Below are 13625 nucleotides of genomic sequence, written 5' to 3'. Positions count from 1 at the left end.
CCGTTACGGAGAGGAGTCGGCGGTGTCCGAAGAGAATACTGCCGCGAGTCAGCAGGAACCCCCACAAGTCCCGCTTCTCGGCACGCTGTTGGTGGATACCGGCCACCGGAACCGGGCGGGTGAGTTCCGTGGGGTGTCCGGTCCGTACTGGTCGTTGCGGCCGGTCTGCGGCGGGACGGAGTGGGAGGCCGAGCCGGTGAACGTACGGGCTGCGGAGCCCATAGAGCGGCTGCGGGCCGAGACCGCCCGGTGCAATGCCCGGAGCGCGGGGCGGATCCTGTGAACGTGTCCTGGCAGCCCGGCAGTTACCGGTGCGAGGCCGTCGCCGAGGGGCTGGTGTACGGCACCGGGGAGACCGCGCGGTACATCCTCGGCGCCTTCCGGACCATTTCTCCCGTGCTCGCCCTGCGCTGGCTCGGCGGGCAGGCGTTATGGATCGTGGATCGGCTCGATCCCGACCCCGCCCGTTCCGCCTGGGTCCAGCCCTCCATGCGCCTCCCGGGAGCACCCGGCCCCGACCATTCCGTCGAGCTGCGTGCCTGGTACCAGGACCGTGACGGCCAGCGCGCCGCCCACGCGCACCTCAAGAACGGCAACCCGCTGCTCGTCGTCGTCCCCGACGGCGACTGCACGTACACCCTCTCCGTACGGCCCGGGACTCGTCCGGCCGGGTGAGGGGGCGCACCCGCTGTTGGGGTGGTGCAGGGGCGGGAACCGGCGTGGTGCCGGGCGCGGGGAGCGGACGGTTGCCTAGCGTCGGCGCCTGACGGACCGCTGTCGACGCGGAACGGGTTGAATCGCCCGGCGTCCGGTGACGGTTCCTCCTCAACGGCGTTCCCCTGCCATCGCCTCGCATTGCGGTGGCAGGGGACGCCGACCGTGCCGCGTCGCGCGCGCGGCGTACGCCGGTCCTCACTGCCAGAGCGCCTGCGCGAGCGAGACGCCGACGAACACCGCGCCCAGCCCCGCCACCACGCTCGCCAGCACGTTGGCCGCCGCGTAGAACCTGGCGCCCTCCTCGGCCAGCCGCAGCGTCTCGTAGCTGAACGTCGAGTACGTGGTGAGCGCCCCGCACAGCCCCGTACCGATCAGCAGCTGGACGTGCGAGGAGGCGGCACCGGCCGCCACCGCGCCGGTCAGCAGCCCCAGGATCAGCGAACCGCTCACATTGACCGCGAAGGTCCCCCAGGGGAAGACGCTGTCGTGCCGGGACTGCACCGCCCGGTCGGTCAGATAGCGCAGCGGCGCCCCGACCGACGCCCCGACGATCACCAACAGCCAGTTCACCGGGGCCGAGCCTGCTTTCCGTCCGGTTCTCCGTCGTGTTCTCCGGGCTGTGCCCGGTCGTCCGCGCCGAAACGTACGATCTCGCACGCGTCCAGGACCACCCGGCCGCCGTCCGCCACCAGTTCCGCGATCAGCGGCAGGAACGCGCGCACGCGCTCCTCCTCGTCCACGATCACCACCGCCACCGGCAGGTCCTCGCTCAGCGAGAGCAGCCGCTGGGTGTGGATCATCGACGAGGCGCCGAAGCCCTCGATCCCGCGGAGCACGCTCGCGCCCGCCAGGCCCGCGCGGTGGGCCCGGTGCACGATCTCCGTGAACACCGGCCTGTGGTGCCAGACGTCGGACTCGCCGACGAGGACCGTCAGGCGCAGGGCTCGTTCCGTGCGCGGCGCTCGTTCCGTGCGCGGCGCACTCGACGGGTTCGGTGCGTCCGGGGTCGTCATGCCTGCCTCCGGGCCAGGACGCGGCGGGTCGCCCACACCGCGCTCCACACCGCCGCGAGGGCCGCGAGCAGTGTCAGTCCCAAGTACGCCAGACCGGTGCGGACCCGACCGGCGTCGATCAGCCGCTCGATGTCCACCGCGTACGTGGAGAACGTGGTGAACCCGCCGAGCACACCCGTGCCGAAGAACGGCCGCACCAGCCGGTGCGCCGACCACGCCTCGCCGATCACCACCATGAACACGCCGATCACCGCGCATCCGACGACGTTCACGCCCAGCGTCGTCCAGGGGAAGCCGCCGGGGGCGGTGGGCCAGAGCAGACCCGCCCCGTACCGGGCGGACGCTCCCGACGCGCCGCCGAGCGCCACCACCGCGACGACGGGACCTTGGGGGTTCCGGGCTCCCATGGGCGTTCTTCTCCTGCCTGCTCCGGACACCAGGCTATCCGCCGCCACGGTCGCCGCCTCAGTCGTCGCTCTCGCCGGGATCGTTCTCGCCGGGGCCGTCAGTCGCTGCCGGGGGGTACGTGGCCGGGGTACCCGGCCTCCCTCAGCAGGGTGACGACCTCCTCGTCGGAGGTCTGCGAGAAGTCCCGGTACCACTCGCCGACGGCGTGGAACAGGCGCGGCACGGACAGGCACACCACCTCGTCCGCGCTGCGCCGCAGCCGTACCACCGCCTCCGGCGGGGCCACCGGGACGGCCGCCACCACCCGGGCCGGGTCCTGCGCCCGCACGACCTCGCAGGCGGCCTCGGCCGTGGCGCCGGTCGCGATGCCGTCGTCCACGACGATCACCGTCCGGCCGGCCAGCGGGATGCGCGGCCGGCCCGCGCGGTACATCTGCGCCCGCCGGGCCAGCTCGGCCGCCTCGACGCGTTCGACCGCCGCGAGATCCTGGCGCGCGGACCGCAGGCGGTCCACGATGTCCTCGTTGAGAACCCGCACCCCGCCCTCGCCGATGGCGCCGAACGCCACCTCCTCGTGGTGCGGCACACCGAGCTTGCGGACCACGATCACGTCGAGTTCGGCGCCGAGCGTCCGCGCCACCTGGAAGGCCACCGGGATTCCGCCGCGGGGCAGTCCCAGTACGACGGGGTTCTCCCGCTCCATGTGGCGGAGCGCCTCGGCCAGTTGCTCCCCCGCGTCCACACGGTCGGCGAACAGCACGAAAGGTCACCCCCAGCGATGGGAGGGCGGGCCGCATGTGCACGTGCCCCGCCTGCTTCCCCACTTCGAAAGAACCCCATGTGCGGCGCCCCCGCAACTCGGGCGGGCGGGGGAACGGGCGGGTCCGCCCGGTGGCTCCGCTCAGGACACCGGGGTCGTGCGGGGGATCTCGCCCCCGGTCGTGTCGATGTCGACGACGGAGAACACCGCGCCCTGCGGGTCGGTCAGTGCGGCGAACCGGCCGAACGGCATGGTCGTCGGGCCGAACCGGAGCACCCCGCCGAGGGCGGTGGCCCTCGCCACCGCCGCGTCGCAGTCCGCGACCGTGAAGTACACGTTCAGGAACGGCGACATCTCGGGCGGGAAGTCGTCGCCCATCCGCATCCGGCCCATGACCGTGCGGTCGCCCAGGTTGAACATCCGGAAGTCGAGGTGCTCGTCCTCCAGCTTCACCACGCTGTACGGGAAGACGGCGGGGAAGAAGGCGTCGGACTTCTCGGGGGTCCGGGTGAAGACTTCGGACCAGCAGTAGGCGCCGGGCACGCGCTGCGCCTCGAAGCCCTCGTGGGCGCCCGCCTGCCACACGCCGAACAGGACCCCGCCGGGGTCGCGGGCCAGCACCATCGTGCCGAAGCCGTCGACCCGCATGGGGTCCATCAGCGTCTCGCCGCCGTTCGCCCGGATCTTCCGGGCGGTGGCCTCGGCGTCGTCCGAGGCGAGGTAGAGGCACCAGCCCGCCGGGCCCTCCTGGCCGGGCATCGGGGGCACCACGGCGGCGACAGCCCTGCCGTCGGCGTACGCCTGCGTGTAGCTGCCGAACTCCGTCCTGGCCTCGCCGAACGTCCAGCCCAGCACCTCACCGTAGAAGCGCTTGGCCGCCTCGACATCGGGGAACATCGCGTCGGCCCAGCACGGTGCGCCCTCGGGTTGTGCGGCCATGGCCCTGACTCCTTCGCGCTCGGTGAATGTCCGATTTGTCACGCTAACCAGCCGGGCGCGGCTCCGCGCGGCTGCGGAGGGCGGGGCGGGCCGGAGGTCACCCGACAGGCTCTCAGGGGCGGCCCCGGGAGGAGCGGCGCCGCGGGGGCGGGCCGGACTCCTCCCGGTCCTGCGGGGAGTACGGGGGGTCTCCGGAGGGCTCCCGGTCCTGCGGCGGGTCCACCCGCACCAGGCCCGACTGGTAGGCCATGGCGACCAGTTGGGCCCGGTGGCGGGCGCCCAGCTTCGTCATCGCGCGCCCGATGTGCGTGCGCACGGTCAGCGGGCTGACGTGCATCCGCCCGGCGATCTCGTCGTTCGACAGGCCCTCGGCCGCCTGCGCCATCACCTCGCGTTCGCGGGCCGTCAGGACGTCCAGGGACTCGGGCGCGGCGACCCGGCCCTCGGGGCGGGCGAGATAGCGGGTGACCAGGGCCCGGGTGGCGGTGGGCGACAGCAGGGTGTCGCCCGCGGCCACCGTCCGGATGGCGTCCAGCAGCTCCTCGGGTCCGGCGTCCTTGCCGAGGAAGCCGCTCGCGCCCGCGCGCAGGGCCCGGGTCACGTACTCGTCGATCTCGAACGTGGTGAGGATCAGGATGCGGGTTCCGCCCAGCGCCTCGTCGCGGCAGATCTCCTCGGTCGCCGTGAGACCGTCCGTGCCGGGCATGCGGATGTCCATCACGACCACGTCCGGCACGGTGGCGAGGGCCTTCTCCACCGCCTCCCGGCCGTCCGCCGCGACGCCCACGACCTCCATGTCGTCGTTCGATTCGATCAGCAGCCGGAAGGTCCCGGCCAGCAGCGCCTGGTCGTCGGCCAGCAGCACCCGGATGGTCATCGCGCCGTCCTCTCCTCGTCGTCGGCCCCGGAAACTCCTCCGGACTCCGTTGTCTCCAGCGGGAGTTCCGTGGTCACCTCGAAGCCTCCGCCCGGCCGGTGCCCCGCGGCCAGTCGGCCACCGGCCGACAGGGCCCGCTCGCGCATGCCGATGAGGCCGTAGCCCGATGTGCTCGCCGGGCCCTCCGTGCCCGCCGGTGGCGGGGGCGGGGGCGGGGCGTGGCCGTCGTCGGAGACGGTGAGCGTGAGCAGCCGGCGCGCGTAACAGAGCCGGACCGAGGCCGACGTACCGCCCGAGTGCTTGGTGACGTTGGTCAGCGCCTCCTGCACGATCCGGTACGCGGTCAGGTCCGCGCCCGGCGGCAGCGGCCGGGCCTCGCCCTCCACGGCCACCGAAACGGCCAGCCCGGTCTGCTCGAACGAGGCGATCAGCTCCGGCAGCCGGGCCAGCCCGGGGGCGGGCTCCAGCGGGGTCTCCGGGTCGCCCTCGCGGCGCAGCAGGCCCACCGTGGCCTTGAGCTCGCGCAGTGCGGAGGAGGTGGTGCCGGCCAGCTGGTCGAGCGTCTTCTGCGCCTGGTCGGGCCTGCTGCGCAGCAGGTACGCGGCGGTGGCCGCCTGGGCGTGGGCGAGGGTGATGTGGTGCGCGACGATGTCGTGCAGCTCGCGGGCGATCCGGGTCCGCTCCTCGCCCACCCGCCGCCGCGCCTCCTCCTCGCGGGTGCGTTCGGCCAGCTCGGCGCGGGCCTCCACGGCCGCCAGGTGGTCGCGCCGGGTCCGTACCGACTCGCCGACGGCGCCCGCCAGCAGGACGCACGCGAGGGTGCCGACCTGGTCGGGCCGCAGCAGCGTGCCCTTGCCCAGGGCGAGGGAGAGGGAGAGGAGGACGACGGCCACCGCGGCCGTGTACACCGAGGTCGTGCGCAGGTCCGTGTGCAGGGCCAGGAGGTAGAGGGCCACCAGGGCGGCACCGGCGACGCTGGGGGTGGGGTCGAAGCCGATGCGGCTGCTCATGGCGCCCAGGAAGCCGCCGCACAGCGCCGTCACCACGACCACCGTGCGCGGGAACCGGCGCTGCCCCAGCAGCAGGACGACGGAGGGCACGAGGGCGGCGAGGGAGAAGCCGAGCGGCGGGAGGCGGACGATCCGGGCCTCGGTCAGGGTGCTGGAGAAGACCGCGAAGCCCCACAGCACCGCCGCTACCCCCGCGTCCACGGCCCGGGGGTGCCGCAGGACCCGCTGCCACCAGTCGGCGAACACGCGTCTCTTCCCGCTTCCTCTTCTGCTTCTGCTTCCGTCCATGGGTTCTTCCGCTTCCGCCCATGAGCTCGTGTCCATGGTCGCCGACCCGGCCGTCCTCCTGCCGTGCGGGCGGGAGGACGGCCGGGCCGGGACGTGGGTCACAGACGTGGGTCACACGCGCACGGGGCCGGAGGTGGGTTCCGCCGTCGGCGCGGGCACCTCGGCCTTGCCGGCGGCCAACGCCTCGCCCTCCACGTCCACCCGGGGCAGGACCCGCTCCAGCCACCCGGGCAGCCACCACGCCCGGTCGCCGAGCAGGGCGAGCACGGCCGGCACGATCGTCATCCGGACCACGAACGCGTCGAAGAGGACGGCCGTGGCGAGACCGACACCCATCATCTTGATCATCGGCTCGCTCATCCCGATGAACCCGGCGAACACCGCGATCATGATGACGGCCGCGGCGCCGACGACGCGGGCGCTGTGCCGGAACCCGGTGACGACCGCCGTGCCGGGCCGCTCCCCGTGGACGTACGCCTCGCGCATCCGGGTCACGAGAAAGACCTCGTAGTCCATGGCCAGCCCGAAGACCACACCGATCAGGAAGATCGGCATCATGCTCATCACCGGCCCGGTCTGCTCGACTCCGAGGGCGTCGGCGAGCCAGCCCCACTGGAAGACCGCGACGATCGTGCCGAAGGCCGCCGTCACGGAGAGCAGGAAGCCGAGCGCCGCCTTGAGCGGGACCAGCAGCGAGCGGAAGACGACCATCAGGAGCAGGAAGGCCAGGCCGACGACGAGCGCGAGGTAGGGGACCAGCGCGTCGGTGACCTTCTGCGACACGTCGATGTTCACCGCGGTCGTGCCGGTGACCAGCATCGTCGCGCCGGTCCCGGCCCGCAGGGCGCGCGCCTCGTCGCGGATGTCGCGGACGAGGTCGGTGGTCTCCTCGGAGCTGGGGCCGGTGGCGGGCACGGCGGTGAGCACCGCGGTGTCACCGGCCTCGTTGAAGGCGGGGGGCGTGGTGGCGACGACGCCGTCGGTGGCGGCGAGCCGCTTCGCGGCCCGCGCCGCGGCGGCCTTCGGGTCGTTCGAGTCCTTGAGGTCGACGACGACGGTGAGCGGCCCGTTGAAACCGGGGCCGAAGCCGTCGGCCAGGGCGTCGTAGGCGCGGCGCTGGGTGGTCGCGGTGGACTTCGCCTCGTCGCCCGGCATGCCGAGCTGGAGGTCGAGCGCCGGTACGGAGATCAGGCCGAGGCCGAGGACGCCGAGCACCATGACCGCGAGCGGCCGGCGGATCACGAGGCGGGCCCAGCGGGTGCCCGCGCCGGGCCGCTCGTCCCCGGCGTGCCGCGTGGGGCCGTCCTCGGCACGCCGTGCGGCCGGGGCGCGGCGGGCGGCGCGCGGCAGGACGGCCCGGCGGCAGAAGCCGAGCAGGGCGGGCAGCAGGGTGATCGCGACGAGGACGGCGATCACGACGGTGCTCGCCGCGGCGAGGCCCATGCTCGTGAGGATGGGGATGCCGACCACGGCCAGGCCCGCCAGGGCGATGACGACGGTGAGGCCGGCGAAGACGACCGCGGAGCCCGCCGTGCCCACGGCCCTGGCCACGGCCTCCTCGGCGTCGTGGCCCTCGGCGCGTTCGGTGCGGTAGCGGGAGACGATGAACAGGGCGTAGTCGATGCCGACCGCGAGCCCCAGCATCAGGGCGAGCGTGGTGGTCGTGCTGGACATCCCGATGGCGACGATCGAGGCCACGCCCACGCCGATGCCGACGAGCGCGGTGAGCAGCGGGAGGCCCGCCGCGGCGAGCGACCCGAAGGTGATGAGCAGGACGACCGCGGCGGCGGCCACCCCGACGAGCTCGGTCGTGCCGCCCAGCTCGCTCTCCGGGACCAGGGCCGTGCCACCGATCTCCACGGTCAGCCCGGCCTCCCGCCCGGCCTCCGCGGTGTGCTCCAGGGCCTCGGTGGTGGCGTCGGTGAGGTCGATGTTCGGTGCGTCGTAGGCGACGGTGGAGTACGCGGTCCGGCCGTCCTTGCTCACGGCCCCGGGCGTGCTGAACGGGTCGAGGGCGGCCTTGACCTGGTCCCCGGCCGCCACGTCGGCGACGATCCGCTCGACGGCCGACCGGTTCGCGCCCGCGGTGACCTTCTGCCCGTCGGGGGCGACGAAGACGATACGGGCCTCGGCGCCGTCCGAACTGCCGCCCGGGAAGCGCTGGTCCAGCAGGTCGAACGCCTTCTGCGACTCCGTTCCGGGCATCGAGAACCCGTCCTCGGCGGCGGTCGGCGCCTTGACCGCGGCGAACGCACAGGCGGCCAGGACCACCGCCCAGAGCAGGGCGACGAGCCTGCGTCTCCGGAAGGAGAAGCGGCCCAGCCGGTAGAGGAAGGTAGCCACGAAGCGGCGCTCCAGTCTGGATCGGGCGACAGAACGGCGGCGGATGTGCCGCGCTCCGGGCAGGCCCGTGGCCCGGCCGGAGTAATGCCTCGATCCTTCGTGAAGCGGGACGTCATCGTCGTCGTGCGCCCGCATGCACTCGTCCGTACTGTCGTTGCAGTACGCGACCGGCCCGGCCCTGCTCCCGGGGCAGGACGGAAGGGGCGCGCCGCACCATCCTCGGGGCGGGTGCGGCGTCGGCCTTCGTACGGTTCCGGCTTTCCGGGTGCGGCGGGGGGCTCCGTACGGTTCCGGCTTTCCGGGTCCGGCCCCGGCCTTCGTACGGTTCCGGCTTTCCAGTTCCGGCGGCGGGCTTCGCGCCCGGCCTCGGCCCGGCCTTCGTACGGTTCCGCGGGCGATCGTGGGGGGAACTCCCGTGGAACCGTACGGAGTCGGTCAGCGGGCCGTGCCGAAGTCCTGCGTCCAGTAGTCGCCGGGCCCGGCCAGGCCCACGCCGATCTCCTCGAAGGAGCAGTCGAGGATGTTGCTCCGGTGGCCGGGGCTGTCCATCCAGCCCGCCATGACGCTCTCGGGGGTGTCGTAGCCGTGGGCGACGTTCTCGCCGTACGCGCGCCACTCGTAGCCGGCGTCCGTGATCCGGTCGCCGGGCGTCGAGCCGTCGGAGCCGGTGTGGGACATGTTCCGGTGCGCGGCCATGTCCTCGCTGTGGGCTCGGGCGGCCTTCGTCAGCTCGGCGTCCAGGGTCAGCGGGGAGCAACCCGCCTTTTCGCGCTCGTCGTTGACGAGGGCCAGCACGCGGGCCGCGGCTTCGGTGGCCGGGGCGTCGGCGGTCGGGGTGCTTGTGGACGGCGTGCCCGTGGACGGCGCGGCGGGCTCCGGCGCGCTCGCGGGCTCGGCGTGGGCCCCCGGTGCGCCCCGGTGCGCGGTGTGGCGCCAGGAGGTCTCGGCGGCCGGCTTCCCCTGGGGGTCGAAACAGGCCATGGCGACGGAGGGGATTCCCACCGCGCCCACGGCCAGGACGCCGACGGCTATTCGTCGGTAGGGCCTCTTCCTGCGGTGCTTCCTCATGTGTGACCTCGCTCGGTGTCCGCGGGGCGGCCCCGTGCGGCCGGCCCGCGCAGCCTCCGCGCCCGGCTGTCGGGCGCCTTGCGGTCGTCATTGTTGGAAGGCCCCCGGAACGGGGCAACAAGCGGAACTACTACCTCCGCCCGTAGACCGGTCCGGCGCTTGAAACGGGAGCGCGGGCGTGCTGGTGGGGCGGATCGGGGCCCCGCCGGTCCCTGCCGCCCCGTCAGAACCGTTTCCGCGCTCGCGGAACGGCCGCGCCCGCCGGGCGGCACGAGGCACCGCCGGACCATGTACGGACATGGCCCCACCAAGGCGGACAAACAGCACCGTTCCGCCGGGGGCGCCGTCTACTAACCGGCGACCGGAACACCGGAAACCCCTGTGGCCGATGTCTCACCCGTGACCGCGGGGACGGACCGGACGGCGCCTACCGCCTCCGGGTGGCCGCGGCGACGGTGGCCATCAGCTCCGCGTCCAGCACGGTCGGATCGGCCAGCCTGGTGGGGGCCGCGTAGGAGTTCAGCAGGGCCTTGGTGACGCGCAGCGCGGCCTCGGGGCGGCGCACGACGGGTTTCGCCCACTCCATGACCGCCGCGTCGAGCCGGTCCTCGGGGACGACGCGCTGGAGGATCGACAGCGCGTGCGCCTCGGCGGCGTCGAAGGCGCGCCCGGTCAGGATGAGTTCGCGGGCGCGGGCGGCCCCGACCTCGTGGATCAGCCGGGGCAGCAGACCGCCCCAGGCGGTGGGCAGCCCGAGGGCCAGCTCCGGCAGCCGGAAACCGGCGTTCTCGGCGCCGACCCGCAGGTCGCAGGCGAGCGCCAGCGCCAGGCCCGCGCCGATCGCCTTCCCCTGGACCCGGGCGATGGTGACGGCCTGGCTGGTGGAGATCGCCTCGCAGACCCGGCGGGCCTTGTCGCCCGCGATCCGGATGCCCCGCCCGGTGGGGTCCTCGTCGAGCCAGTCGGCGAACTCGCCGCGGTCGCCGCCCAGGCAGAAGTCGTCCCCGGCCCCGCTCAGCACCAGCACCCGCACGTCGGGGTCCGGCACCGCCAGGACCGTCAGCAGCTCGTCGAGCATCGTCTCGGTGACCGCGTTGCCGGTGGCGGGGGAGTTCAGCCCGATGTGCAGGAGGGGGCCCTCGCGCCGGACGTCGAGGACACCCGGCCGCCGGCGGGGGGCGTGATGGGCGGTGGCGGGGTGGTGGGCCGTGGCGGGCCGGGGTCCGGTGAGGGAGGGCTTCATACCGCCACGCCCAGCGAGGTGACCCGGCGGAAGACCAGTCGGGGCGCGTAGACCGCGGGAGAGACGGTGCGCAGGGTGGGGAAACGCTTCAGCAGCTGGGTCAGCAGCGTGCGTGCCTCCATGCGGGCGAGGGCCGCGCCCAGGCAGTAGTGCACCCCGCCCCCGAAGGTGAGGTGGGTGCCGGTGCGCCGGATGTCGAAGGTGTCCGGGTTCTCGTTGCGCCGCGGGTCGTGGTTGGCGGCCCCGTACAGCACGTGCACCATGCTGTCCTTCGCGATCGGGACACCGGCCAGCACCGTGTCCTCGGCCGCGATCCGGGTGTTGATGTGGATCGGCGGGTCGTACCGCAGCACCTCGTCGACGGCGGAGTCGATGTGCCCGGGGTGCTCCGCGAGCCACTTCCACTGGCCCGGTTCCCTCAGCAGCAGCTCCACCATGGCCGACAGCAGCGTCGCGGTGGTCTCCAGCGAGGCGATGGTGACGAACATGGTGAGGCGGTAGAGGATCTCGTCCGCCCGCTCCCGGTCGGGCTCCCGCGCGTCCCAGGTGTGGATCCAGCCCGTCAGGACATCGTTTCCGGGCCGCTCCCGGCGCCTGCGCACCATCTCCGTGAAGTACGCGCGCAGCTGGACGGTCGCCTCGGCGGACACGGCCAGCTGCTCCTTGGTGGGCAGCAGTTCCTGGGCGTGCACCTGGTTGTGCGTGATCTCCAGGATGTGGGGGTAGTCCTCGGGAGGTATCCCCAGCCAGCTCCCGATGGTGCTGATCGGGAGCTGCTCGCTGACCGTGCTGACGAAGTCGGCCTCGCCCCAGCGCAGCTTGTCGGCCAGCTCGTCCAGGAGCCGGGTGACGTGCTCCTCGACCTGCGGGGTCAGCCGCTGGACGGTCGACCGGTCGAAGAGGTTGCCGAGGCTGCGGCGCTGACAGGTGTGCTCGGGGGCGTTGAGGCGGGAGAGGGTCTTGGTCATCTCCTGCGTCGCGACCGCCTCCCAGCGCTCGGTGTCCGCCTGCCGTTCCTGCCAGGCGAAGTCCGGCGCCAGCCAGTTGCGGCCGCGAAGCACCTCGCTGCACGTGTCGAAGCCGGTGGCGAAGTACGCGTCCCAGGGTGCACGCACCACATCGCCCATGGCGCGTAGCGAGGCCAGTACGGGGTAGGGATCCGCCTGTCCCTCCGGCGACCTGAGGCGTCGTAGGAGGGGTATGAGGGCCCGGCGGCCGTCACGGGGGCCGGTGGTGCCACCTATAGCGCTCACGCAGAGTTCCTTGACCTGGGCTCCTGGTTACCGGCAGAACCTACCCCTCCGCATGCGGCAACCATGCGCGGATCTCTGTTGCCCGTGTCACAACCGAACTCACGCCCGACCCCTTGTCATGTGCCGGGCGTGTCCTCGACTCCCTCCGGAAACCCTGCGTTCGATGGCGTGAAACCCTGGTTTGTACGGACAAGTCGTCCGCCCCGAACGGGTCAGGCGCGGAAGACGTCCAGGAAGGAACTCCACCAGCCCTTCGTCCGCTTCGACTGCCGGGCGGGGTCCGGGTACGGGGCGGGCGCCTCGCCCGGTACGGAGATCCGGGGCGAAACGGGCGCCTGCACCGCCGCCGTCCGGGCGCCGCGCGCCGGGCTCGGGCTGAACCTGACGGGCAGTGACACCAGCGCGCGGTGGAACGGACCCGGCCGCCACTCGACGCCGGAGGGCGACACGGCGAGGGTCAGATCGGGCACGGTGTTGAGGATCTTCTCGATCGCGGTGAGGGCGATGAGCTGCGCGGGGGACTTCGCCGGGCAGACGTGCGGACCCGCGCCCCAGGCCAGATGGGCGCCCTTGCTGAGGGTCTGGCGGGCGTCGGTGAGCGCGGGATCGCTGTTCGCGGCGGCGAAACTGATCAGTACGGGGGTCTCCGCCCGCAGCGTCGTACCGCCCAGGTCGACGTCCTGCACCGGGTAGTGCGTGGCGTAGTTGGCGATCGGCGGGTTGTTCCACAGCACGTCGTCGAGGGCGTCCTCGACCAGCATCCCGGTGCCCCGCCGCTGCCCGGCCCCGGTGTCGCTGGACAGCATGAGCAGCAGCGCGTTGCCGATCAGGTTGCGCTCCGGCTCGATGCCCGCGCCCATCAGCATGACGAGCTGGTCCTTCAGCTCCTCGTCCCGCAGCCCCGCCGGGTGCTGGATGAGCCAGGAGGTGATGTCCTCGCCGGGCTGGCGCCGCTTGAGCGCGACGAGTTCCATCAGGCACTCGGTCAGCTCGTCGTTGGCCCGCAGCACGTCCTCGCCGTCGAAGATGGCGGACATGCTGCGGGTCAGCCGGTCGCCGATGTCGCCGGGGCAGCCGAAGAGCTGGTTGAACAGCAGCAGCGGCAGCAACTTGGCGTACTCGCCCAGCAGGTCGGCGGTGCCGCGCTCGATGAACTGGTCGATGAGGTAGTCGGCGATGCGCTCCACGTCCCGGCTGAGCCGGGTGGTGTTGAGCCGGGCGAGGCTCTCGGTGACCGCCTTGCGCAGCCGGAGGTGCTCGGTGCCGTCCGTGAACAGGCAGTTGGGCCGGTACGCCATCATGGGCAGCACCGGGCTGTCGAGCGGTACGCGCCCCTCCCGCAGCGCGGCCCAGCGCCGCGCGTCCCGGGCGAAGAAGGACGGGTTCTGCAACACCCGGAGCGCGGCCTCGTGCTGCACGACCAGGGTGGCCTCCACCCCGGGGGCGAGCTCGATCGGGGCGGCGGGGCCGTGTGCCCGGAACGCGTCGTACACGCGCTGCGGGTCGGACGCGAACTCCGGCCCGTAGAGCGACGTCTGCCGCTCCCCGTGCATCGGGCACCCGGTGGGGGCGCCGTACGGGGTGGCTCCCGGCGACGAGTCCATATGTCATTCCTCGATGTGGGTCCGGGCCCTGCGGGGGCCGGACGGTGGACGGAAAACGGAGCCCGGACCCGCCCGTACCGGCGGGCGGCACGGGCGGTCGGG

General features: G+C 73.2%; 13 protein-coding genes and 1 pseudogene. 2 read left to right on the top strand and 12 right to left on the bottom strand.

Translation table 11 applies throughout. The features are described 5' to 3' along the window. Positions 1 to 22: 22 nt before the first annotated feature. Complete coding sequence (locus OCT49_RS16355; RefSeq protein WP_283852624.1) at positions 23 to 283, top strand: hypothetical protein; 261 nt, start codon at positions 23 to 25, stop codon at positions 281 to 283. Positions 284 to 285: 2 nt separating this feature from the next. After that, positions 286 to 675 (top strand): hypothetical protein, encoded by a 390-nt coding sequence (locus tag OCT49_RS16350; RefSeq protein WP_283852623.1) that lies wholly within the window; start codon positions 286 to 288, stop codon positions 673 to 675. Positions 676 to 912: 237 nt separating this feature from the next. On the opposite strand, the gene crcB (OCT49_RS16345) is transcribed toward OCT49_RS16350, so the two are convergent. The 12 genes and pseudogenes from crcB (OCT49_RS16345) to OCT49_RS16290 form a co-directional block, all read right to left on the bottom strand. Beyond that, positions 913 to 1287 (bottom strand): fluoride efflux transporter CrcB, encoded by a 375-nt coding sequence (gene crcB / locus OCT49_RS16345; RefSeq protein ID WP_283852622.1) that lies wholly within the window; start codon positions 1285 to 1287, stop codon positions 913 to 915. Next, the gene (locus OCT49_RS16340) at positions 1284 to 1730 is read right to left on the bottom strand and encodes a DUF190 domain-containing protein (RefSeq protein WP_283852621.1); all 447 of its coding nucleotides are present in this window, start codon (positions 1728 to 1730) and stop codon (positions 1284 to 1286) included. Before OCT49_RS16340 ends, crcB (OCT49_RS16345) begins: the two co-directional genes overlap by 4 nt. Beyond that, positions 1727 to 2137 carry a fluoride efflux transporter CrcB gene (gene crcB / locus OCT49_RS16335; RefSeq protein ID WP_283852620.1) on the bottom strand — a complete coding sequence of 137 codons (411 nt, stop codon included), beginning with the start codon at positions 2135 to 2137 and terminating at the stop codon, positions 1727 to 1729. The genes OCT49_RS16340 and crcB (OCT49_RS16335) overlap by 4 nt, the downstream gene beginning before the upstream one ends. Positions 2138 to 2271: 134 nt before the next feature. Continuing rightward, a pseudogene (locus OCT49_RS16330) lies at positions 2272 to 2898 on the bottom strand (phosphoribosyltransferase); the annotation flags it as partial. A 141-nt stretch (positions 2899 to 3039) separates the two neighbouring features. Continuing rightward, entirely contained in the window at positions 3040 to 3837 is a 798-nt protein-coding gene (locus OCT49_RS16325; protein WP_283852619.1) for a VOC family protein, read from the bottom strand. A 112-nt stretch (positions 3838 to 3949) separates the two neighbouring features. Next, positions 3950 to 4714 carry a response regulator transcription factor gene (locus tag OCT49_RS16320; protein ID WP_283852618.1) on the bottom strand — a complete coding sequence of 255 codons (765 nt, stop codon included), beginning with the start codon at positions 4712 to 4714 and terminating at the stop codon, positions 3950 to 3952. Then, positions 4711 to 6012, bottom strand: a complete 1302-nt coding sequence (locus tag OCT49_RS16315; RefSeq protein WP_283852617.1) for a sensor histidine kinase — start codon at positions 6010 to 6012, stop codon at positions 4711 to 4713. Before OCT49_RS16315 ends, OCT49_RS16320 begins: the two co-directional genes overlap by 4 nt. A 111-nt stretch (positions 6013 to 6123) precedes the next feature. Beyond that, a complete protein-coding gene (locus OCT49_RS16310) occupies positions 6124 to 8355 on the bottom strand; it encodes an MMPL family transporter (protein ID WP_283852616.1) in 2232 nt (743 codons plus the stop codon). 435 nt (positions 8356 to 8790) lie between these two features. Further along, the gene (locus tag OCT49_RS16305; protein ID WP_283852615.1) at positions 8791 to 9423 is read right to left on the bottom strand and encodes a CAP domain-containing protein; all 633 of its coding nucleotides are present in this window, start codon (positions 9421 to 9423) and stop codon (positions 8791 to 8793) included. 427 nt (positions 9424 to 9850) lie between these two features. Next, positions 9851 to 10666, bottom strand: a complete 816-nt coding sequence (locus tag OCT49_RS16300; RefSeq protein ID WP_283852614.1) for an enoyl-CoA hydratase/isomerase family protein — start codon at positions 10664 to 10666, stop codon at positions 9851 to 9853. Then, positions 10663 to 11793, bottom strand: coding sequence for a cytochrome P450 (locus tag OCT49_RS16295; RefSeq protein WP_283855816.1), 1131 nt, complete (start codon positions 11791 to 11793; stop codon positions 10663 to 10665). Before OCT49_RS16295 ends, OCT49_RS16300 begins: the two co-directional genes overlap by 4 nt. A gap of 338 nt (positions 11794 to 12131) precedes the next feature. Then, positions 12132 to 13523: a cytochrome P450 gene (locus OCT49_RS16290; protein WP_283852613.1), complete on the bottom strand. Its 1392-nt coding sequence runs from the start codon at positions 13521 to 13523 to the stop codon at positions 12132 to 12134. Positions 13524 to 13625: the final 102 nt, after the last annotated feature.

This window comes from Streptomyces sp. ML-6 (assembly GCF_030116705.1).
In the GTDB taxonomy this organism is placed as follows: domain Bacteria; phylum Actinomycetota; class Actinomycetes; order Streptomycetales; family Streptomycetaceae; genus Streptomyces.
The sequence above is the reverse complement of the archived record's forward strand: the minus strand, read 5'-3'. Positions and strand labels throughout refer to the sequence as shown.